Consider the following 21,922-nt stretch of genomic DNA (forward strand, 5'->3'; position numbering starts at 1 on the left):
TCATAATGTCAGTGTTTTATCATTTTGTTGTCAAAACGTATTCGCTGTCTATATCTTTATAGGCAGCATTTTTTACTGTGATAGCTACTTTGAGGTGATAGCTCAAAGTATAAATAACAATGGTACACCATTGTAAAATAATAAGCATGAGTCGCTTAACAAAAGAGATAATACTATGAGCCCAAACGCTTCTGCCCAATTTGATCCCATCTTAGTTGCTGATGTTGGCGGCACTAATGCCCGCTTTGCTTTAATAACTGGTTTTAATGAAGACACTAACCAATTTATAATAGAGCACATTAATATATTCCCTAGTGCTAATTTTGGTTCACTTGAAAGTGCGCTAGAACAATATTTACAAACAGTTTCGCATATTACCCCTAAACGCGCATGCTTAGCCGTTGCAGGTCCAATAAAAGCTGGGCAGGTACACTTAACCAATTTAGGTTGGCATTTTAGTGTTAGTGAATTTAAAGCACACTTTAATTTACTTCAACTAGAAGTCATTAACGATTTTGCTGCTTTTGCGTACGCTGCTCCTTACTTAGATCCTACACAAAATGTAATCGTTAAAGCAGGTCAAGCTGATGACAATGCAAACATTGGTGTTATAGGCCCAGGTACTGGTTTTGGTGCTGCATGTTTAGTAAGAACATCGCAATCTACCGCTGTTTTAAGTTCAGAAGGGGGGCATATATCACTTGCACCCGTTAATGAACTCGATACTTTATTATTAAATGAATTACGTAAAGACCACCCCCACGTTTCTATCGAAACTGTATTTTCAGGACCTGGCATAACGCATTTATATAAAGCGATGTCTGCGGTTAAGGGTGTAACAGCTAAAAATTTAGATGCCGCACAAATTAGCAGCCTTGCAAATAGCGGTGAATGTGATGTGTGTGATGCAACGCTAAACCAGTTTTGTGATTGGATTGGCAGTGTAGCTGGCGATTTAGCCGTTGTTTACGGTGCTTTAGGCGGACTATTTATTGGCGGTGGAATACTGCCTCGAATGCAAGCAAGACTTCTAGAAAGTCGTTTTGTTGAACGATTTTCGCAAAAGGGTATTATGTCGCAGTACGCAGGGCAAATTCCTGTAACACTTGTAACACAAGATAATATTCCACTAATTGGTGCCGCAGCGTGTTTGCACAACAGCAAATAAGGAGCTTTCCTTGTTCGCATTTGGAAAAATAGAGTGATGAAAAAAGTAACAATAAACAGTGTGGCAAGTCATGCTGGTGTTTCTAAAAAAACCGTATCACGCGTTTTAAATAACGAGCCTAATGTTAGTGCTGCAACCCGAGAAAAGGTGCTTGCGGTATTTAAAGAACTCGATTATACCCCAAACCCAATTGCACGAGGGCTTGCACAAAATCGTAGCTTTATTATTGGCTGTCTTTACGATAACCCAAGTAAAAGCTACATCACTCGCGTGCAAACGGGTGCTCTAGAAGCATGCAAAGAAAATAATTATAATCTATTGATACACCCCTGTGAGTTTCGTGGTGATGCCCTTATAAATAATATTGAGCAATTACTGCAGACATCTCGATTAGATGGCATTGTGCTAACACCTCCTTTTGGTGATTTTGCTGAGCTGGCTTCTTTTTTAAAATCTAAAAAAATTCCTTATGCAAGAGTTGCGTCAGCTTTACTTCAAGATGATTCTATTTCAGTTCGTAGTAATGATGAGCAAGGCGCATTTGAAATTACTGAGCATTTAATTAGCCTTGGGCATAAATCTATAGCGTTTATTAAAGGGCACCCGGATCACAGTGCTACGCAACAACGCTTTAAAGGTTACAGGCGCTCACTTGCAAGCCATGGGATAGAGTTTGATGAACGATTAGTAGAGGAGGGTAACTTTAGTTATCATTCTGGTGTAGATAGTGCACGTAGCATATTAGATTTGTCCCCTAGGCCAACAGCTGTATTTGCATCAAACGATTACATGGCGGCAGCGGTATTAAAATTAGCTACTCAGCGCCAATTAAAAGTGCCTGATGACATTTCAATAGCTGGTTTTGATAATGCACCCATTGCGCGTCATATTTGGCCTGGTTTAACAACTATTGCACAACCGGTTGAAGAGATGACTAAACAGGCCGTAACTCAACTTATTTCACACATAGCTCAACCACAAGAAAAGCCTTATCAGGTAACGCTTGAGTCGCGCTTAATTACACGCGAGTCTACCTCTGCGATAAAATAGTGAGTTAAAAAGACTTTCACAGTAGCCCGAATATGAGTGACGCTTATTTGGGCTTTTTTTTGCTCTGAACTTGCTAAAATATACTTTGTGCCTAAAAATCAATTAGGTCATTATTCGGTCATGTTAAAATATTAAACTATTTTTGTTACCCGGGGTTGACACCGGTGTCATTGCTATGCGTTAATACAGTGACACCGGTGTCAGGGCTGTTGTGAGAGGCTCCCTGGTAGCGTACCTTTGAACGGGTAAATCAAAGATGCTCAGTACAGTTATTTACGTGGAGTCTGTAGTTGCTACTGAGCCTTTATCCTCTAACTAATAGAGATGAGTTAAATTATGTTACATCCTCGTATTCAAGAAGTTACCCAGCGCGTTATCGAGCGCAGTAAAAATACCCGTCAAGATTATTTAGAACGTATTTCGCACGCAAAAAAACAAACAAGAGTTCGTGCCGGTTTAGGTTGCGGAAATATAGCCCATGTTATGGCTGCATGTAGCAGTGATGACAAAGCGCGCTTAAAGGCTGATGAGCAGCCAAATCTTGCTATTATCAACTCATATAACGATATGCTATCGGCTCATGTGCCATACAAAGACTACCCAGATTTAATTAAAGACATTGCTACCAAATACGATGCTACAGCACAAGTTGCTGGTGGCGTTCCTGCAATGTGTGATGGTGTTACGCAAGGGCGTGACGGCATGGAACTTTCGCTTTTTTCTCGTGATGTAATTGCTATGTCTACGGCAATATCGCTTTCACACGATGTGTTTGATGGCGTTTTTTGTTTAGGCGTTTGCGACAAAATCGTCCCGGGTTTATTAATTGGTGCATTGTCGTTTGGTCATTTACCTGTGTTCTTTTTACCAGCAGGTCCAATGCAATCAGGTATTCCTAATAAAGAAAAAGCACGTATTCGTCAAAAATTTGCACAAGGTCTAGTAAGTCGCGAAGACTTATTAGAGGCTGAAAGCGCGTCTTACCACAGCGCAGGTACTTGTACGTTCTACGGTACTGCAAACTCAAACCAAATGTTAATGGAAATAATGGGCTTACACCTTCCAGGTAGTTCGTTTATTAATCCTTACACTGAGCTTCGCGATGGTCTTACAGGTAATGCTGTAGAAACTATGCTTAAGCAGCTTACAGATGATAAAGAAAGCCCGTGTTTGGCCGATGTGATCAGCGAAAAAACGATTATAAACGGTTTAGTAGGTCTTCTTTCTACAGGTGGTTCTACTAACCATGCAATTCATATTGTTGCGATAGCAAAAGCGGCGGGCATTCAGGTTACGTGGAAAGATATGTCTGATTTATCAGAAGTTGTACCACTACTTACACGTATTTACCCTAACGGCTCTGCAGATGTAAACCACTTCCAAGCAGCTGGCGGTATGGGTTTCTTAATGCGAGAGCTAGCAAGCGCTGGTTACTTACACACTGACGTTAAAACAATGCTAGGCGATGGTTTAGCACCTTACATGACAGAGCCTCGTTTGGATAAAGACGATAGCCTGATCATGAGCAACTCAACCGGCCCAACTAAAGTTAAGTGGGTAGATTGCCCAGCAAACTCACACGATGAAGAAGTACTTCGCCCAGTGAGTAACCCTTTTAGTAAGCAAGGTGGTCTGCAACTTCTAACGGGTAACTTAGGTAAAGCTGTTATTAAAGTGTCAGCTGTTGCTATTGAACATCAGGTTGTTACTGCTCCTGCAAAAGTGTTTAGCTCACAAAGTGCTCTGCAAGATGCATACACGCGTGGCGAATTAAACCAAGACTTTATTGCCGTGCTAAAAGAGCAAGGCCCTAAAGCGAAAGGTATGCCAGAGCTACATAAATTAACGCCAGTAATGGCAACGCTTCAAGATGAAGGCTTTAAAGTAGCCATTGTTACTGACGGTCGTATGTCGGGTGCATCAGGTAAAGTACCAGCTGCTATTCACTTAGCACCAGAGGCAGTAGAAGGCGGCATTATTGCTAAAATCCGAGAAGGTGATTTAGTGACACTTGATGCGCCAAACGGAATATTAAAAGTACACGTTAGCGACGAAGAACTTGCTAAACGTGAAGCAGAACTTAGCCTGCCAAGTGCAACATTTGGTACAGGTCGCGAATTATTTACTGGATTTAGAAATATCGTAAGCAGTGCCGATTTAGGCGCGAGTGCTTTTGGACTTGAATAAATATTAGCCATACTGGGTAATGAGGAACAAGTAATGAGTATTGAAAAAATCTTAGCATCGGCACCCGTAGTGCCAGTGGTTGTAATCGAAAAATTAGAAGATGCAGCACCACTTGCAAGAGCGTTATATAACGGTGGCTTAAAAGCCTTAGAAATAACACTACGTACACCTATTGCTGCAGAAGCTGTAAAGCTGATGAAAGCAGAAGTACCTGAAGCCTATGTAGGTACTGGTACGGTAGTAGATAAGGCAAGTTTTGATCTTTCGGTTGCTGCTGGTGCAGATTTTATGGTGAGTCCAGGTGTGAGCGATGAGCTTATTGCTTTAGCTAAAACATCAGATATACCATTTTTACCAGGCGCTGCAACTGCAAGTGAAGTTATGCAACTTGCGTCGCATGGTTTTAAGTATTTAAAATTCTTCCCAGCAGAAGCTGCAGGCGGAACAGCTATGCTTAAATCAATCGGTGGCCCATTACCACATATTACTTTTTGCCCAACTGGCGGCATTAGCCTAGCAACTGCTCCTAATTATTTAGCGCTTAACAACGTTATTTGTGTTGGTGGTACGTGGATGCTAGATAAACAACTAATTGAAAATAAAGACTGGCAAGCAATTGAAGCGCTTGCTCGCCAAGCAAGTGAACTTAAATAGGAGTCTAAAATGATTAATGTAGCAATTAACGGGTACGGCCGTATCGGTAGAAATGTTTTACGTGCACTTTATGAGTCAGCTCAAAACAGCGAAATTAAAATTGTAGCAATTAACGATTTAGCACCAGCTAACGTAAATGCACATTTAACGCAATATGACTCTGTTCATGGTCAATTTTCAAAAAAAGTAACACTTGAAAACAACACTATGCTAATTGGGGATGACGTAATTACGTTAACGCAAGAGCGTGACCCTGCAAACTTACCGTGGAAAGAGCTAAACGTCGATATCGTTTTAGAATGTACTGGTTTTTTCACTAAACGTGATGACGCCGCTAAGCACATTACTGCAGGCGCTAAAAAAGTAATCGTATCTGCTCCAGGTACTGGTTTAGATGCAACAGTAGTGCATGGTGTAAACAGCGACGTAATTAATGCTGATAGCCAAATCATCTCAAATGCATCGTGTACTACTAACTGTTTAGCGCCAATTGCAAAAGCAATTAACGACACAGTAGGTATTGAGCAAGGTAGCATGACGACTATTCACGCTTACACCAACGATCAAAACTTATCTGACGTTTACCACCCAGATTTATACCGTGCGCGTAGTGCAACTCAATCTATGATCCCAACTAAAACAGGTGCTGCGGCAGCTGTTGGTTTAGTATTACCAGAACTTGCTGGTAAATTAGATGGTATGTCGGTACGTGTACCTACAATCAATGTTTCTTTAGTTGATTTTACGTTTATCACTAAGCGTGATACGACTGCAGAAGAAATCAATGCAATCATGAAAGAAGCATCAACGGGTTCAATGAAGAGTATTTTAGAATATAACGAGCTTCCGCTTGTTTCTATCGACTTTAACCATAACCCAGCGTCGTCAATCTTTGATGCAACGCAAACTAAAGCCAATGGCAAACTAGTTAAAGTAATGGCTTGGTACGACAATGAGTGGGGTTTCTCAAACCGCATGTTAGACCAAGTTAAAGCATTAGGTCAGTACTTATAATTGACCTTGTAAAAGTTTAGCTTTATCCAACCAAGCCACGCATTGCGTGGCTTTTTTGCGTTTAGTTTATCTGTATATTTGCAATTCAAAATTAGAAGGGAACTATTTGTATTTTTTATACCCTAAATTTTGTTAATATGTGGGTGTGTAAATCAATGGAATTTCGTTGTATTTAATCAACTCAACGAAGCAAGGAATAATAAAAATGATCAGAGCTTTATCACGAAAGGTATTTCGCACAAATCATCTTCAGATAGGTGAGGGCAACATAAGTGGCTACATAGCCTGCTTTTTAGCAATACTGAGTTGCTTAGGCGTATTAGCGTTTCACTTTCCTGAATACTTAACCACACCAGAACTGAGAAAAAGCTACAGTGTCGACTTTTTACGTCAGCTTATGTTTGCATCATTATTGGTCTCGGGCAGTTTAGGATTACTTAACTTTGTACGCAATACCAATAAGCGTTTAGGGGCTACAGCGTGGTTTTTTATTATTCTGGCAATTATGTTTGGCGGACCAAACGTTGAGGTAAATGAGTTTGCCACCAACACACCTTACATAGGGCTCGATTGGTTTATTTTAGATTTACTCGGCTCAACACTCATATTTATTGTTATTGAAAAGCTGCTACCCCATCGAAAAGAGCAAAAAATATTACGTAGCGAATGGCGAGGCGATTTAAATCACTTTTTTGTAAACCATTTAATTATTGGTTTTGTATTACTCGTCACTAACCACTTTGTGCATTATGGCTTTGGCTGGGCTGTATCATCTACAGTACAAGGTTATATAGAGCAAACTCCCTTTGTAGTGCAGTTGTTTTTAATAATACTCGTGGCCGATTTAATGCAGTATTGGGTGCATCGTGCCTATCACGAAGTCCCTTTATTATGGCGCTTTCATGGCGTACATCACAGTGCTAAAGAAATGGATTGGTTAGCGGGCTCTCGCCAGCATATTCTTGAAATACTCGTTACCCGCAGCTTAGTGCTCACGCCTATATTTGTGCTTGGTTTTTCACAGCAAATAATTAGTTTGTACGTAATAATTGTGGGTTTACAGGCTGTGTTTAACCATGCAAATGTACGTGTGAAATTTGGCTGGTTAAAGTATTTTATGGTTACACCGCAGTTTCATCATTGGCATCATGCGTCAGATAAAGCCGCGATTGACCGAAATTACGCTGCACATTTTTCGTTTTTAGATTATGTGTTTGGTACTGCTGTTAAAGGCCAAAAAGAGTGGCCACAAGCGTATGGCGTAGTCGGGGATTACATGCCCGTAGGTATGCTTAAACAACAGGTTTACCCGTTTAAGCGCACTAAATAAGTTTGGAAAATCCGAATAAACATAAAATAAAAGCGAGCAAGATGTTACATTTTGCTCGCTTATATTACTAATATTAAACTTATTTTAGCTCAGCTAATAACTCAGTAAATGTTGGCCTTTGATTTAATGTAGGTTGCATCGCACGTTTTGCCATATCGGACATTTTAACAAAGGGCTCACTTTGTCTATCATCACCAGTTACCGTGCCTAATAAGTCTTCAATTAAACACCCTAATGCACGTACTTCAATTAACTCGATTTGCTTTTGTTGATAATCATTTAGCATGGCTAAGTTTGTGGCTGCACCAAAATCACCAAATAATACATCAGCATCTTTGTTTATCATGGTGTTATGCGCATACACGTCGCCATGGCTTACTTTACAAACATGCAAGTGATGTAGCGTACTTACCATTTGCTGTGCAATTTTTAAAATAGTGTGAGTTGAGTAATGGCAATCATCATCAAAGATATCACGTGTGCAGGTTTCGAGGCTTGGAGGCAGGCCTAAATTAGCAAAGCTTTTATCTATTAGCTCCATTACTAAACCTAGCTGATCACTTTGCTCAATGTAGGCAAGTACTTTAATTAAATTAGCGTGATCGCCTGCTTGTAAGCAGCAATTTACTTCATCAAGCGGGTAGCCGTCGCTGGTAATTGCGCCTTTAAATAATTTAATCGCTACAGCTCTATCAACAGCTTGCGCTAAATGAATAACGCCCGATGCACCTTGGCCAATAACATGACTAAGTGTGTAATCGTTAAGAGGCTTATTTTCTAAGCAGCTTTTTGTAAGGCACTGGGCTTTATTAAAATCGTTACCGGCAAACGCAAGCCAAGCAAGTTTAGGCAATTCAAACAGCCAGTCGTCTACGTGTGTTAAGTTATTAGCAGAGAGCCTAACGAGCTCAAGGTTTTTACACTGCGCCATGCTAATTGGCAGTTGCTTAAGTTGATTGCCTGCAAGCGCAAGCTTTTTAAGCTGGGTATAATTACCAAAATCTTCAGGCAATTCGCTTAACGTATTATCGGTGAGTATTAGCCACTCAATATTTTTTGGCAGGCTGTTTAAAGCAAATTCAGAAATTTGGTTACCTTTAAACGCGACCATAATTAAAGCAGGGCATTTAGCGAGCACTTTAGGAATATGCTTAAACTGATTAAACGATAAAAATACACGCTTCAGGTGTGTTAAACAGGCAAATTCATCAGGTAGTGTTGATAAGTTATTATTTGATAAATCGAGAACTTCAAGCGTGTCAGCTAAGCTAAAGATTTCTTCAGGAAATGTCGTTAGCTCTTCTACCAATTGCAGGCGAGTAGCACCAACAAGTTTGCCACTTTTAAGCTCTTTAAGGGAGGTCATATTAATACCATGTTCTAAAAATGAAAAAGCCAACATAGCTGTTGGCTTAAAGTCGTTCTAACTTACTAAATTGCTCTTTAGAATTGCGCGTTATGGTAAACGTTTTGTACGTCGTCGCAATCTTCTAACATTGCTAAAAAGCGTTCCATAACTTCAACGTCTTCGCCTTCAATCGGCGTTTCAATTTGTGGCACAAAGCTAATTAGGTCTTCGTCAAATTCAGTCACGCCCATTTCTTCAAGCGCTGTACGTGTATTGTTGTACTCTGTGTGAGGAGCAAAAACAGTAACTTTACCGTCATCTACTTCTACGTCAGTTACATCAACATCAGCCATCATAAGAGCTTCAAGTACTGCTTCGTCGTCATCACCGTCAAATACAAAAATAGCAAGGTGATCAAATAAGTGTGAAACAGAGTTTTGAGCGCCAATTTTAGCATTTGCTTTGGTAAAACAAACACGTACATCAGCAAAGGTACGCTTGTTGTTGTCTGTTAAACAGTCAACAATAATCATACAGTTACCAGGGCCGTAACCTTCGTAACGTGTTGCTGCGTAGTCTTCACCGCCGCCGCCTTTTGCTTTGTCTATTGCGCGGTCAATAACGTGTGCTGGTACTTGGTCTTTTTTAGCGCGTTCAATTAAACGACGCAATGATAAGTTACCATCTGGATCTACACCGCCGTTTTTTGCACAAATATAAATTTCTTTGCCGTACTTAGAATAAACTTTAGTTTTAGCACCCGCAGTCTTAGCCATTGAATCTTTTTTGTTTTGGTAAGCTCTTCCCATCTGCGTTTCGCCTTAATATATGTAAATAATAGAATAAAATTATAATGCGTATTCTAAAGGTAAATGCATTCAAGGGCTAGTAAGTATTAAAACAGATTAAATCGGTAACGTTTAAAAGCCATGTAAACTGTATTTTATTAATGGGATCATCGAGGGTTCTAGACGTTGGAATTATATCTATTATGTGTAAATTTAATTCAATAAAAAAGCAACCTGTATAACAGGTTGCCTTACTAAGTAATAAAAAGTAAGTGTTACTTACCAAATACGTACACGCTCATCTTCGGGAAGGTATAACGCATCGCCTGGTTTCACATTAAACGCTTTGTACCATGCATCATGGTTACGCGGCGCTTGTGCTCTAAAGCGACCTGGGGCATGTGTGCCACCACGCAGTTGGTTAAGCATGCTTTGCTCAGTACGTTTTTCTTTCCATACTTGTGCCCACGCAAGGAAGAAACGCTGATCGCCAGTAACGCCGTCAATAACAGGCGCTTCTTTACCATTTAAACTGAGCTTGTACGCGTGATAAGCCATTGATAGCCCACCTACATCACCAATGTTTTCGCCAAGGCTATTTCGACCATTAACAAAGTTACCTTCTATTGGCTCGTATTTACTGTACTGCGCAGCCAGTTGATCGGCTTTTTTGTCAAATGCAGCGCGGTCAGCATCAGTCCACCAGTTACGTTGCACACCGTTTTCGTCTGATTTTGAACCTTGATCGTCAAATCCATGACCCATTTCGTGACCAATTATAGCGCCAATACCGCCATAGTTTACAGCCGGATCGGCATTTGGATCGAAAAACGGCGGTTGTAATATCGCAGCCGGAAATACAATTTCATTAAACGAGCTATTGTAGTAAGCGTTTACGCGTTGTGGCGTCATGCCCCAGCGGTTACGGTCTGTTTTTTGTAGCTCTTTTTCAACACTTTCTGCATGAAAAAATTCACGCATGTTTTTCACATTACCAATCAAATCGTTTTTAGTAATGCTTAAACCTTCATAAGACTGCCATACATCGGGGTAACCAATTTTTGGTACAAATGCAGCCAGTTTAGCGCGCGCATTTACTTTAGTTTCATCGCCCATCCATTCTAGGTTATCAATGCGTTCACCAAGAGCTGTACGAAGGTTTTCAACCAGCTCTGACATTTGTTGTTTTGATGACTCAGGGAAGTAACGTGCTACGTATATTTTACCAATAGCAAAACCAAGCGAACTTGTGCCCGACATTTCACTGATTGCACGCTTCCAACGAGGGCGAGGCTCTTGTTGTCCGTTTAGTTCTTTACCAAAAAAAGCAAAGTTAGTATTAAATACGTCTTCTGATAGTAAACCTGCGTTACCGCTAATAGCGTGATACGTTAGGTAGTCTTTCCATACTGCAATATCTTCTTGATTGATTAGCTCAATCATCGCTTTTATAGGTTCAGGTTGAGAGATATTTAACTGAGGTACTTTATAACCTGTTTGCGCAAAATATAAATCCCAGTTAAAACCAGGATAAGTAGTGCTTAAATCGGCGCGTTCAATTTGGTTTAGCGTTAAATCGCGATTACGGCGCTTTTCACGGGGCCAATGACCTTGTGCAATTTTGGTTTCAAGATCAACAATTGCTTGAGCGCGCTCAGCGGTATTTTCTACTCCTGCAAACTCAAGCATATCAGCAATGTGAGCAACATAAGCTGTGCGGGTTTTAACAAAGCGCTCAGCGTCTTCAAGGTAGTAAGAACGATCTGGTAAACCTAAACCACCAGCACCTAGTGACATTTCATATTTATTAGGGTCTAGGCGATTAAACCACATGCCGCCGCCAAAAGGGGCTTTATTACCGGTTAACCAAGACTTACCAAACATTTCAGCTAAATCGTCGGTCGACGCTATATCATTAATTTCACTTAACAATGGCTTAATAGGCGCCACACCTAGTTTATTAAGTGTTTCGGTATCCATGTAGGCGTTGTAAAAATCAGCAACGAGTTTTTCTTCTGCGTTTAAATCTTTGCGTGCGGCTATTTCTTCAATAATAGCTTTAACATCGCCTTCGCTGCGCTCAGCTAATCCTGAAAATGCACCGTAGCGGGTTTTATCTGCAGGCATTTCGTAGTTGTCATACCAAGTGCCGCTGGCATGCATAAAAAAGTCATCGCCTGGTTTAACGGCTTCGTTACGGGCTGTTAGATCAACACCAAAACTACCTAACTCTGCTTTTTGTGTCACTGCTGTAGTGGCTACTTTAGGTTGTTGCTCGTCTGTTTTTGTTGTTTGCGGCTCTGAACAACCGGTAATAAATGTGGCAGCTAATGCTGCGGCAATTAAACTCTTTTTCATTACTTACTCCTGAGTATCACTGATTGAATTAAAGCAGTGAATTATTTTTATTGTTACGAATATTTAACTTATCGATTGTTATTGATATTAATCAGACAAACAAACCTTTTGAGGTGAATCACCACAGTGCTCGGTAAAACTAATATAGGAGAAAAGAGAAAGGCTAATAGGTTCTATAAACGCTTTATTTAGCTCGAATACTTGAAGGTATCCGAGCTAAGAGGGGTCACACACTATTTATTTTTTATGCTGGAGCTCCCACATACGGGCGTATTCTCCGGCGAGTGTAAGTAACTCATGGTGCTTACCTTGCTCAATAATTTGTCCGGTTTTGAGCACAATAATGGTGTCTGCATCGGTAATAGTAGAAAGACGATGTGCAATAACAATACTCGTATGGTTACTGGCAACTTCACGCATTGCTGCGAGAATTGCTTGCTCAGAATGAGAGTCGAGTGCAGATGTTGCTTCATCAAAAATTAAAATAGGGGACTTTTTCAAAATGGCGCGCGCAATAGCAATACGCTGTTTTTCGCCGCCGGATACTTTTAAACCGCGCTCACCAACCAGTGTTTTATCGCCTTTATCAAGTGTTGCTATAAAGTCTTTTAAATGCGCCATAGCAATCGCTTCATCAATTTCTGCATCGTTTGCTGATGGCCTACCGTAAGCGATATTTTCACGAATAGTAGTGTTAAACAGCACGGTGTCTTGCGGCACAATAGCAATGGCTTTTCGTAAACTATTAAGTGTTACTGAGTTTATTGCTTGATTATCGATACTAATTTCACCGGCGCTTACATCATAAAAACGATAAAGCAGTCGCGCTAATGAGCTTTTACCAGCTCCGCTGGCACCAACAATGGCTACTTTGCTGCCTGCTTTAACGCTAAAACTAAGGTTATTAAGAATAGGGCGATGGGTATCGTAACTAAAATTTACATTATTAAATGTTATTTCACCTTGGCTAATATTGAGCTCTTTAGCATTAAGTGCATCGGTTATTTGTGGTTTTTTGTTAAGTAGCCCAAGCATGTTTTCAAGGTCGGTTAGTGCGCGTCTTATTTCGCGGTACACAAAACCTAAAAAGTTAAGCGGTAAAAATAGCTGAATCATATAGGCGTTAATCATCACAAGCTCACCAATAGAAAGCGTACCTGCAACTACCTCGGTTGAGCCCAACCACATTAAAGCGGTAATAGCACAGGCAATAATAAGTGCTTGGCCTGAGTTGAGGGCGAGCAACGACATTCTATTTTTTAAACGGGCTTTTTCCCAGTTTGCTAAAAAGGTGTCGTACGTTTTAGCTTCAAACTGTTCATTATTAAAATATTTTACAGTTTCATAATTAAGTAGGCTGTCTATGGCACGGGTATTACTTTGATTGTCGGCAGTATTTGCTTCTCTAATAAAGCGGTTTCGCCACTGAGTAACCACCACAGTAAAGGTAATATAAATAGCGACTGCCAATAATGTAATAAGCGCAAACCAAACAGAAAACAACGTGCCAAAAATAATCGCAACGGTCAGTATTTCAAATAAAGTAGGCACAATGTTAAACATTAGAAAACGCATTAAAAAGCTTAATCCGCTAGTACCACGCTCTATATCGCGGCTAATGCCACCGGTTTGCCTATCTAAATGAAAAGCCAGCTCAAGTGAGTGCAAATGCTTAAATACTTTTAAACCTATATCACGCATGGCGTGCTCGGTTACACGAGAAAATACAGCATCTCTTATTTCACCTAAAAATACACTAGCAAAACGCAGTGCACCGTACATCAATAACAATAAAGCAGGAATAACTAGCAGTGGGTTAATCGACTTATCTACAGAGTTTATTATTTCTTTAAGCGCCCAAGGCATTAAAAGCGTGGCACCTTTTGCGCCTATAAGTGCCATAAGTGCAAGAAAAACACGGCCTTTAAATTTTGTAAGGTAGGGCCACAGTGTTTTTACACTTTGGCGTAAATTCATGGCATCTGGTCGTTTTTCTGTGCTTTGTTTGGGGCGCATTAGTGATCTCTGTTAAAACTAAATACTTAATTAATAAGCATTGTATTTTAAATGCTTGCCCTTATATACTACGCATCCCTTATTTTAGTTTTAAAACTTGAATGTTTAAATTTAGAGTGTTTTTAACTGCCTTTTTGCTACTTGCTGCACTTTTTAGTGTGCAGAGCAATGCTATGGGCGCCTCACAAAATTTAAATATAAATATTAGCACGCAGGTTTCGCCTACTGATATTGCCGATTTAACTAAAATACAGCCTATTAGTAAGTCTGTAGATACTTCGCAACATAAAAAAACGCATCAAACCGATTTTGACGCGCACCAACCAAGATTAACTGCCAATAATTCATCTTTGTTTTTGCACACTGTGCAAAGTGAGCCAGAATACGATGTGGTTTTTGAATTTTTTGCTCAAAATCTTGTTAGGCATATATTTTTACGACCGAGAGCCGTTAACCGTATACAACCTTGGTATACGCTTGTAACTAATAGTAAAAAGTCGCGCTTAAGTGGCTGGAAAGACGTTAACTTACTCTACACTGCTGTAACTACCTACCACGCTTGATTTTCCTTATTTAATTTTATTAGGTTTTAACTTTAAAGTTTTAGCCTGCAGATTAATTGTGCTTTTAAAAAGTACGTTGCTAGCTTTGCTGGCAATAAGGATTAAACATGTTAAGTTTTAAAAAAGATAAAAAGCCGTCTACGGCTAAGTTTAAATTAAGCTATATAGCCATGCTAATAGTATTGGTTTTATTAGCTATTAGCGCATTACCAAACCTATATCCAAATAAATCGTGGTTGCATATCAGTGCCGTGCCGCACAGCGAAACACAATCTTTACCAAGCACTAAAACGCTAGTTACTTTTTTAAATAACCAAGGGTTAGAGGTTGAGCAGGGTTTAGATAAGCAATCAACTATTAATGTACTTTTAAACGAGCCAACTAAAAGCGCTCAGGCGCAAGCGGCTATAAAAGCGCAATACCCAAACACGCAAGTTAAAATTGTTGAGCATGCAACCAGCCCTACATGGTTACAAGATTTTGGTTTATCACCAATAAAGCTGGGCCTTGATTTAAATGGCGGTGTGCTATTTGTACTAGACGTAGATTTAGATAAAGCCGTTGATGAGCAGTTAGTCAGTGCGTATCAACAAGCTAAATCAATCATTATTAAACAAAAAGCACATGGCGTAAAAGCGCAGCAAACTCAGCACGGGTTTGAAATAAACGCATTGCCTAATGCAACAGACAAGTTAACCCCCGTTATTGAAGAGCTACAAAGCCGATTTGCCAATTTAGCCGTTGTAACAAGCAATAACGGCAGCGTTAAAACTGCCAAATTTAGTTATTCGGAGCAAGGCCGAAGCAGCTTTGATAAAGAAGTAATGGGGCAAACACTCACAACCCTTCGTTCACGTATTGAAGAGTTAGGCATTACCGAAGCGGTAACACAGCAACAAGGAAAACATCGCATTCGTATAGAGCTACCGGGCGTGCAAGATCCAACCGAAGCAAAACGTATTATTGGTGCAACAGCATCGCTTGGCTTTTATCAATTAAAAGAAATTGGCGGGCAAACATTTAATATGCAATCGGGCGGGACCATAAAGCTCGATCCTGTGCCAATTTTTACAGGCGATCATATTAATAATGCAAACATAGGCCGCGACGATTGGGGTAAACCATTGGTACAGCTAAGCCTAGACGGCCAAGGCGGGGATGCAATGTCGGCGTTTTCAAAAGCCAATATTGGTAAGCCAATAGCGACGGTTTACTCTGAGTACTCTCAAAACGCTAAAGGCGAAGTCGTTAAAAAAAGCGAAGTTATTAACGTTGCCAATATTGCTCAGCATTTAAGTTCGCGTTTTAGTATTACCAATATGAAAAGCCAACAAGCGGCAGCCGATCTGGCATTGTTACTTCGCGCAGGCTCGCTTACAGCGCCCGTTACAATTGTGCACGAACAAACAATAGGGCCAAGTCTCGGCAGCGAAAATATTAGTAATGGCTTAGCCGCGCTTATGTTAGGCATGGGTATTACGCTTGCATTTATGGCGCTTTGGTATCGTCGTTTAGGCCTTATTGCAAACGTGGCACTTATATTAAATTTAACGTCGCTTGTGGGCTTAATGTCATTATTACCAGGGGTTGTGTTAACGCTTCCGGGTATTGCAGGCCTGGTGTTAACCATAGGTATGGCGGTAGACACTAACGTAATAATATTTGAACGCATTAAAGAAGAACGTCGCCAAGGCCGTGCACCATATCAAGCTATTCAAGAGGGTTATAAACAAGCCGCAAATACAATATTTGATGCCAATATAACCACCATGATCACCGCACTTATTTTATACGGCATAGGCTATGGGCCGGTTAAAGGTTTTGCCATTACATTAGCACTGGGACTTTTAACGTCTGTATTTACAGGTGTGTACGTATCAAAAATATTAAGTCAAACGTTGTATTTAAAAATGGGTAAAAAAGCAGGAGTAAAAGCACATGCTTAACACTTTTTTGAAAGGTGAAAAGGGTACACGTTTACGTTTTATAGGCATGCTTTTAAGCGCCATGTTAGTGTTGCTATCCGTATTTACGCTTACGCAAAAAGGTTTAAATTTCGGCTTAGACTTTACCGGCGGCTATTTAACTGAGTTTACAACCAGCCAAAGTGTTGAACTAAAAGAGCTTCAATCGTTTATTGCTAAAAATCACAACGGTGAGTTTGAGCTAACCGCGCAAGGTAATAGCCATTTTCAATTAAGAGAAGCGCCAAGTGCATCAGCCACAGCTAATAGCCTTGATTGGCAAAGTGCTGTTACACAAAACGATGATATAAACGCACAGGTATTATCGTCAGCTTATATTGGCTCACAAGTGGGCGATGAGTTATTTGATCAAGGCTGTTTAGCCATGTTTGCTGCAATGATTGCGGTAATGCTTTACCTTGCAGTGCGTTTTGAATGGCGTTTAGCTGTTGGCTCTGTGGTTGCGCTAGTGCATGATTTAATACTCGTACTTGGATTATTTTCACTATTACAAATTGAGTTTAACCTAACCGTGCTGGCAAGCTTACTGGCTATTATTGGTTACTCACTTAACGACTCAATAATAGTAGGGGATAGAGTACGCGAGCTTTTACGTGTTCAATCAAACAATGTACTTAGCCCTGCGACTATTATTAATAATGCGATTAAAAGCACACTAACACGCACTTTAATAACGTCGGGCACCACACTTGCAACGGTTGCCAGCGTTTGGCTACTTGCAGGCGCACCACTGCAAGGTTTTGCTATTGCATTATTTACCGGCATTGTAGTGGGTACGTTCTCGTCTATTTGTATAGCGGCAACCTTGCCGGAGCTATTGGGCTTAAGCGCTAAAAACTACGAAGTTAAAGTAGATGTCCACACGCAAACATTATTAGATATGCCATAAGGTTTTTAATAAAGCATAAGCAAAGAGCTGTACCAACCAATCAGCGGCTCTTTGTTAGTTTAATGCTTATTTATACCCCGCTATTATTCCCAACAAACTTGCGGGGTTTAAAACAATGGTTTTAAGCCTAGCAAAAATGTTAAACTAGCTACCTTATTTTTACAGCCTGTATTGTACTAATCCCCATGAATAAAACCCACGTTATCGAACATCTTCGCTTTGCGCTAGAAGCGCAGCTTACAACAGCAAAAGTAGCGGCAAAAACTGCGCACGACACCGCCACACATGAAGAAAACATAGCCGAAAATAAATACGATACCCTAGGGCTCGAAGCCGCTTATTTAGCACAAGGCCAAGCCCAGCGCGTAAACGATTGCTATAAAAGCATAGAGTTGTTTGAGCCTGCCTTTAACGAAAAGCCAACCGACAAAATAGCTATCGGTTCGCTGGTGTGTTTAGAAGATGATAACGCAGCGCAAAAATGGTTTTATTTAGGCCCAGCCGCTGGTGGTTTAACAGTAAACGTTAAACAGCACGCAATTGCTGTTGTAACACCCGGCGCACCAATGGGTAAGCAGTTATTAAATAAACAAATTGATGATGAAATTACATTAACAATTACAGGTAAAGCCCACGAATATGTGGTGGTAGAGATTTTATAAAGCTTTGGTTTTTTAAGAGAACACCATCTGACAAAGCTATGCCAACGTAATAATCGCTTATTTATATTCATAAATTAATTGTCGGATAGCATGGCTTCGCCATTTATCCAACCTACGTCAATGCTTTAATACCTGACGTGGTGAATATGTAATATTTAAATGTAGGTCGGATAAGCGAATTGCCATCCGACAAAGGTAATTTTGTCTCATAACATTATTAAAAGTCGTTTTGGTGCAAAACAACAGAGCCCATTTTATTACATGGGTAATCATCTGTTTACATTAAAGTTATTTAGTGGAATTATTGAATCATGTTATAAACCCCCAAGGTGGTGTTCAAGCCGTTAGGCGAATAGCACTTAATAATTCATAGGATCTCATTTGAAATTAACTAAAAAACAACAAAAAATAGCTCTAGATTTTTTGAAAAAAGTTTGGACGCAGGATAGAGGATGTAATGTCTGTAGCACAACAGATTGGACCGTACATAAAGAGCTATATGAAATGCGTCAGTTTAGCAGCGGAGAACTTACTGTTGGAGGCTCATTTGTTCCATTACTCATGCTTGAGTGTAAGAATTGCGGAAATACTTTGACAATAAATGCTACAAAAGTAGGGTTAGTGGGCCAAGGAGAAGACAATGAGTGATAACTTTGAATTTAAAGATACGCTATCCTATAAATCTCCTGATGCGCTTGATTGTTTAATGGTACCTGAAGATCAATGGGATGAAATTCATAACAATTTAAAAAACACACATCCATTTAGAGATAATCTATTATGGGTTTTATGTGGGATTTGTGGTGGTGGAGCTATTAGTGTTTGGGCTACTTACTTTGCATTTCCTAAAGAAATAGGTCACATCATAAAGCTAACTTTTCTGGTTCTTGGTATTTTATTACCTATAGTATCCCTAGTATTAGCTATTATTGCACTTAAAACAGGTAGTGAAACAACTTCAGAAAACGTTTCCTCCCAAATGGATGTTTTGAAAAAAGGTTTTAGAAAATTAACGACTGGATGATTTTTTAAACCTTCCCCTGTAAAAAAATTAGGATGACACCCATCCTAATTACCAACACGATAAACTATTACCTTTGTTCATAAATCTATTGTCGGATGGCATGGCTTCGCCATTTATCCGACCTACGTCAATGTTGTATATATCTTAAATTTACGCTTTATTTAGCTAATGCGTAACAAATAATACAGTGGACATACAATGCAATATCGTCGGAATTATGTAAAAGGAGGGTCATATTTTTTTACTGTTAATTTGCTCGACCGTAATAAATCGTTGTTAGTTGAGCATATTGATTTATTAAGAGAGTCTATCCGCGTTGTTAAATCCCAAAGGCCATTTTATATAGATGCATGGGTTGTGCTACCCGATCACCTTCATGCGGTTTTAACCTTGCCAGACAACGATACGGATTATTCTGGGCGCTGGCGAGAAATTAAAAAGCGATTTTCAAAATCACTCCCAAAAACAGAGTTTTTAACTCAAACAAGAAAACGTAAAAATGAGCGAGGAATTTGGCAACGCCGTTTTTGGGAACATACCATCAGGGATGATAATGATTATTGGCACCATGTTAACTATGTTCATTTTAATCCGCTAAAGCATGGTCTAGTTAGTCGAGTAGTTGATTGGCCTTATTCAAGTTTTCACAGAGCCGTAAAGCAAGGGATTTATACGAGTAACTGGTGTGGTGAAAAGATACACATAATTAAGATGTAGGTCGGATAAGCGAAGCGCCATCCGACAAAGCCATAGCAACATGATACACTTTAGCTTTGTACAAAAGTTTATTGTTGAATGAAATAACTTTGGCCTTTATTACGCGTCGGATAGCATGGCTTCGCCATTTATCCGACCTACTAGTTAGCCTTTTTTACAAACTTTGCTGTTACCATCATTTCGCCAATGCCATCTACTTTACAATCTAGCTCGTGATCTTTTTTATCAAGCACTCTTCTAACCACCGCTTTTGTGCCAATTTTAATTACTTGCGAGCTGCCTTTAATTTTTAAATCTTTGGCTACTGTCACTTTATCGCCATCATTAAGTAATGTGCCGTTGGCATCTTTAACTAAAATAGCGTCTTCATCGTGTGCAGTATTTGGGTTCCATTCATAAGCGCATTCAGGGCATATAAGCAGTTGTTGGTCTTCGTAAACATATTCACATTGGCATTTTGGGCAAGCAGGCAGCGACATTTTTAACTCTCATAAGATATTGTTTTGCGTATTTTAATCTGCATTATTAGTTAATCAATATTTTTCATCTTCACGCTAAAAATATCTCGTTTGTGCGTTTTTAAAAAAGGGCATATAAAGCACATGTCGCTTAAGCAATTTAAGCGCTAACTCGTACAGTAGGTACCTGTTAAAGCACCCATCATATTAAGTGATTCGCGCAATGCCCACTTAGTACGATGGGTGTTTCTATTTATAATGCTTAGTATTTTATTAAGCATGCTTTTTATATTTTGACTTAACTAGGAAAAGTCGTGTTTAAAACCTTAATTGTGGTTGATAACAACGAGCAAACGCTTGCTCAATCGTTCGAAAATGTAATTACGTTTAATACCTACTTACGTGATTACCCAAAACATAACGAACCAAAAACACGCATTATTAATCTGTGCGACTCAAGCCAATACTTGAGCAAAGGTTACTATTGCTCGTTACTTGCTGAGGCGCGAAAACACCAAGTTTTACCCAGTGTAAAAACCATTAATGCACTTCGTAGTGGCCAAGCTCCTATGTTAAATGTGGGCCAAATAGATGGCACACTTTATTTTGGTAATGCCCAAAACGATTTACAATCAAAAGCGGCAAAGTCGGTATTTAAACAATACCCAACGCCTATTTTATTTGTTGATGAGCAAGGCTTATTGCAACAAGGCTCGATGTCGTCTTTAAGCGAGCAGCAGTACAGCGAATTTGTAGCCAAGCTAGATAACTTTACTAAAACGCAGTGGCGTATTAGTTCTGTGCAACGTCGTTTTAGATGGGACATGGCAATACTTGTTGATCATAACGAAAAAGTACCACCGAGTGACAAAGACGCCATTGCACGTTTTATTAAAGCAGCGGCTAAACACGGTATTTATGCACAAGCATTAAGCTTTGACGAAATTGATAACATTGCCCAGTTTGATGCGTTATTTATTCGCCAAACTACAGCGATTGACCACCCAACGTATCGCCTTGCAAGCAATGCGCAAAGCCTGGGTTTAGTGGTTATTGACGATGCTGAGTCTATTTTACGTTGTTGTAATAAAGTGTATTTACACGATGCATTTAATTATCAAAAAGTGCCAAGTTTAAAAACGGTTGTAGTGGCTGATCAAGCAAATGAAACGCTTGAGCAATTAGAAGAAGCGTTTACGTATCCGCTTGTTTTAAAAATGCCTGAAGGGTCGTTCTCAAAAGGTGTGTTTAAAGTTTCAAACCGTGATGAGCTTGCCGCTAAGCTTACAGAGCTGTTTGAATATAGCGCATTAGTGCTTGCACAAGAGTACATGTATACCGAATATGATTGGCGAGTGGGTGTGTTAAATGGCCGTGCAATTTATGCATGCCGCTATTTAATGGCGCGTAACCATTGGCAAATTTATAACCACGACGCTAAACGGTTTTTCTCTGGCGGCTTTGAAACTCTACCAACCTTTGAGTTACCAAAAGCGGTGTTAGATGCAGCATTAAAAGCATGTAAAACAGTGGGTAGGGGTTTATATGGCGTAGATGTTAAAGAGCATCAAGGCAAAGCATATGTACTTGAAGTAAACGACAACCCAAGTATTGATCACAAGGTAGAAGACGGCTATTTAGGCGACGAGCTATACATGATCATTATGGATGAGTTTAAACAACGCTTAGAAGCACGAGGCCGTGGGTAATA

Annotated in this window: 19 protein-coding genes; 14 read left to right on the top strand and 5 right to left on the bottom strand. The window is 39.8% G+C overall.

The window, feature by feature from the left end; all coding sequences use genetic code 11:
- Positions 1 to 175: 175 nt before the first annotated feature.
- The 6 genes from glk (at position 176) to GQR47_RS15980 (ending at position 7,403) form a co-directional block, all read left to right on the top strand.
- Positions 176 to 1,168, top strand: a complete 993-nt coding sequence (gene glk / locus GQR47_RS15955) for a glucokinase (RefSeq protein ID WP_165724104.1) — start codon at positions 176 to 178, stop codon at positions 1,166 to 1,168.
- Positions 1,169 to 1,204: 36 nt separating this feature from the next.
- Entirely contained in the window at positions 1,205 to 2,218 is a 1,014-nt protein-coding gene (locus tag GQR47_RS15960) for a LacI family DNA-binding transcriptional regulator (RefSeq protein ID WP_076923932.1), read from the top strand.
- A gap of 336 nt (positions 2,219 to 2,554) precedes the next feature.
- Complete coding sequence (edd, locus tag GQR47_RS15965; protein ID WP_007582619.1) at positions 2,555 to 4,405, top strand: phosphogluconate dehydratase; 1,851 nt, start codon at positions 2,555 to 2,557, stop codon at positions 4,403 to 4,405.
- A 33-nt stretch (positions 4,406 to 4,438) separates the two neighbouring features.
- Positions 4,439 to 5,059, top strand: a complete 621-nt coding sequence (gene eda, locus GQR47_RS15970; protein WP_002959756.1) for a bifunctional 4-hydroxy-2-oxoglutarate aldolase/2-dehydro-3-deoxy-phosphogluconate aldolase — start codon at positions 4,439 to 4,441, stop codon at positions 5,057 to 5,059.
- A gap of 9 nt (positions 5,060 to 5,068) precedes the next feature.
- Complete coding sequence (gene gap, locus GQR47_RS15975; protein ID WP_165724106.1) at positions 5,069 to 6,073, top strand: type I glyceraldehyde-3-phosphate dehydrogenase; 1,005 nt, start codon at positions 5,069 to 5,071, stop codon at positions 6,071 to 6,073.
- A gap of 205 nt (positions 6,074 to 6,278) precedes the next feature.
- Positions 6,279 to 7,403 carry a sterol desaturase family protein gene (locus GQR47_RS15980; RefSeq protein ID WP_165724108.1) on the top strand — a complete coding sequence of 375 codons (1,125 nt, stop codon included), beginning with the start codon at positions 6,279 to 6,281 and terminating at the stop codon, positions 7,401 to 7,403.
- A gap of 79 nt (positions 7,404 to 7,482) precedes the next feature.
- On the opposite strand, the gene GQR47_RS15985 is transcribed toward GQR47_RS15980, so the two are convergent.
- The 4 genes from GQR47_RS15985 to GQR47_RS16000 form a co-directional block, all read right to left on the bottom strand.
- Positions 7,483 to 8,805: a leucine-rich repeat-containing protein kinase family protein gene (locus GQR47_RS15985; protein ID WP_240915902.1), complete on the bottom strand. Its 1,323-nt coding sequence runs from the start codon at positions 8,803 to 8,805 to the stop codon at positions 7,483 to 7,485.
- A 41-nt stretch (positions 8,806 to 8,846) separates the two neighbouring features.
- On the bottom strand, positions 8,847 to 9,560 hold the full coding sequence (locus GQR47_RS15990) for a YebC/PmpR family DNA-binding transcriptional regulator (RefSeq protein WP_002959761.1): 714 nt from the start codon (positions 9,558 to 9,560) through the stop codon (positions 8,847 to 8,849).
- Positions 9,561 to 9,818: 258 nt separating this feature from the next.
- Positions 9,819 to 11,897: a M13 family metallopeptidase gene (locus tag GQR47_RS15995; RefSeq protein WP_165724109.1), complete on the bottom strand. Its 2,079-nt coding sequence runs from the start codon at positions 11,895 to 11,897 to the stop codon at positions 9,819 to 9,821.
- Positions 11,898 to 12,134: 237 nt separating this feature from the next.
- Positions 12,135 to 13,913, bottom strand: coding sequence for an ABC transporter ATP-binding protein/permease (locus GQR47_RS16000; RefSeq protein WP_165724111.1), 1,779 nt, complete (start codon positions 13,911 to 13,913; stop codon positions 12,135 to 12,137).
- Between the two features lie 101 nt (positions 13,914 to 14,014).
- Here GQR47_RS16000 and GQR47_RS16005 point away from each other — a divergent pair, with 101 nt between their 5' ends.
- The 7 genes from GQR47_RS16005 (at position 14,015) to GQR47_RS16035 (ending at position 19,753) form a co-directional block, all read left to right on the top strand.
- The gene (locus tag GQR47_RS16005) at positions 14,015 to 14,476 is read left to right on the top strand and encodes a hypothetical protein (protein WP_165724113.1); all 462 of its coding nucleotides are present in this window, start codon (positions 14,015 to 14,017) and stop codon (positions 14,474 to 14,476) included.
- Positions 14,477 to 14,583: 107 nt separating this feature from the next.
- Complete coding sequence (secD, locus tag GQR47_RS16010; RefSeq protein WP_165724115.1) at positions 14,584 to 16,422, top strand: protein translocase subunit SecD; 1,839 nt, start codon at positions 14,584 to 14,586, stop codon at positions 16,420 to 16,422.
- The gene (gene secF, locus GQR47_RS16015; protein WP_165724116.1) at positions 16,415 to 17,350 is read left to right on the top strand and encodes a protein translocase subunit SecF; all 936 of its coding nucleotides are present in this window, start codon (positions 16,415 to 16,417) and stop codon (positions 17,348 to 17,350) included. The genes secD and secF overlap by 8 nt, the downstream gene beginning before the upstream one ends.
- A gap of 185 nt (positions 17,351 to 17,535) precedes the next feature.
- A complete protein-coding gene (locus GQR47_RS16020) occupies positions 17,536 to 18,012 on the top strand; it encodes a GreA/GreB family elongation factor (RefSeq protein ID WP_165724118.1) in 477 nt (158 codons plus the stop codon).
- A gap of 381 nt (positions 18,013 to 18,393) precedes the next feature.
- Complete coding sequence (locus GQR47_RS16025; protein ID WP_024595113.1) at positions 18,394 to 18,660, top strand: hypothetical protein; 267 nt, start codon at positions 18,394 to 18,396, stop codon at positions 18,658 to 18,660.
- The gene (locus GQR47_RS16030) at positions 18,653 to 19,036 is read left to right on the top strand and encodes a hypothetical protein (protein WP_024595114.1); all 384 of its coding nucleotides are present in this window, start codon (positions 18,653 to 18,655) and stop codon (positions 19,034 to 19,036) included. The genes GQR47_RS16025 and GQR47_RS16030 overlap by 8 nt, the downstream gene beginning before the upstream one ends.
- 198 nt (positions 19,037 to 19,234) lie before the next feature.
- A complete protein-coding gene (locus tag GQR47_RS16035; RefSeq protein ID WP_024595115.1) occupies positions 19,235 to 19,753 on the top strand; it encodes a transposase in 519 nt (172 codons plus the stop codon).
- Positions 19,754 to 19,893: 140 nt separating this feature from the next.
- On the opposite strand, the gene GQR47_RS16040 is transcribed toward GQR47_RS16035, so the two are convergent.
- On the bottom strand, positions 19,894 to 20,232 hold the full coding sequence (locus GQR47_RS16040; protein WP_165724120.1) for a zinc ribbon domain-containing protein YjdM: 339 nt from the start codon (positions 20,230 to 20,232) through the stop codon (positions 19,894 to 19,896).
- Positions 20,233 to 20,525: 293 nt separating this feature from the next.
- Between GQR47_RS16040 and GQR47_RS16045 the strand changes: the two genes are divergently transcribed.
- Positions 20,526 to 21,920: a RimK family protein gene (locus GQR47_RS16045; RefSeq protein WP_165724121.1), complete on the top strand. Its 1,395-nt coding sequence runs from the start codon at positions 20,526 to 20,528 to the stop codon at positions 21,918 to 21,920.
- Positions 21,921 to 21,922 lie beyond the last annotated feature (2 nt).

Origin of the sequence: Pseudoalteromonas sp. Z1A2 (assembly GCF_011378755.1) — a bacterium.
GTDB lineage: Bacteria > Pseudomonadota > Gammaproteobacteria > Enterobacterales > Alteromonadaceae > Pseudoalteromonas > Pseudoalteromonas distincta.

Coding starts and splice junctions, on each gene's coding strand:
- glk (WP_165724104.1), top strand. CDS start 176: ATGAGCCCAAACGCTTCTGCCCAATTTGATCCCATCTTAGTTGCTGAT.
- GQR47_RS15960 (WP_076923932.1), top strand. CDS start 1,205: ATGAAAAAAGTAACAATAAACAGTGTGGCAAGTCATGCTGGTGTTTCT.
- edd (WP_007582619.1), top strand. CDS start 2,555: ATGTTACATCCTCGTATTCAAGAAGTTACCCAGCGCGTTATCGAGCGC.
- eda (WP_002959756.1), top strand. CDS start 4,439: ATGAGTATTGAAAAAATCTTAGCATCGGCACCCGTAGTGCCAGTGGTT.
- gap (WP_165724106.1), top strand. CDS start 5,069: ATGATTAATGTAGCAATTAACGGGTACGGCCGTATCGGTAGAAATGTT.
- GQR47_RS15980 (WP_165724108.1), top strand. CDS start 6,279: ATGATCAGAGCTTTATCACGAAAGGTATTTCGCACAAATCATCTTCAG.
- GQR47_RS15985 (WP_240915902.1), bottom strand. CDS start 8,805: ATGTTGGCTTTTTCATTTTTAGAACATGGTATTAATATGACCTCCCTT.
- GQR47_RS15990 (WP_002959761.1), bottom strand. CDS start 9,560: ATGGGAAGAGCTTACCAAAACAAAAAAGATTCAATGGCTAAGACTGCG.
- GQR47_RS15995 (WP_165724109.1), bottom strand. CDS start 11,897: ATGAAAAAGAGTTTAATTGCCGCAGCATTAGCTGCCACATTTATTACC.
- GQR47_RS16000 (WP_165724111.1), bottom strand. CDS start 13,913: ATGCGCCCCAAACAAAGCACAGAAAAACGACCAGATGCCATGAATTTA.
- GQR47_RS16005 (WP_165724113.1), top strand. CDS start 14,015: ATGTTTAAATTTAGAGTGTTTTTAACTGCCTTTTTGCTACTTGCTGCA.
- secD (WP_165724115.1), top strand. CDS start 14,584: ATGTTAAGTTTTAAAAAAGATAAAAAGCCGTCTACGGCTAAGTTTAAA.
- secF (WP_165724116.1), top strand. CDS start 16,415: ATGCTTAACACTTTTTTGAAAGGTGAAAAGGGTACACGTTTACGTTTT.
- GQR47_RS16020 (WP_165724118.1), top strand. CDS start 17,536: ATGAATAAAACCCACGTTATCGAACATCTTCGCTTTGCGCTAGAAGCG.
- GQR47_RS16030 (WP_024595114.1), top strand. CDS start 18,653: ATGAGTGATAACTTTGAATTTAAAGATACGCTATCCTATAAATCTCCT.
- GQR47_RS16035 (WP_024595115.1), top strand. CDS start 19,235: ATGCAATATCGTCGGAATTATGTAAAAGGAGGGTCATATTTTTTTACT.
- GQR47_RS16040 (WP_165724120.1), bottom strand. CDS start 20,232: ATGTCGCTGCCTGCTTGCCCAAAATGCCAATGTGAATATGTTTACGAA.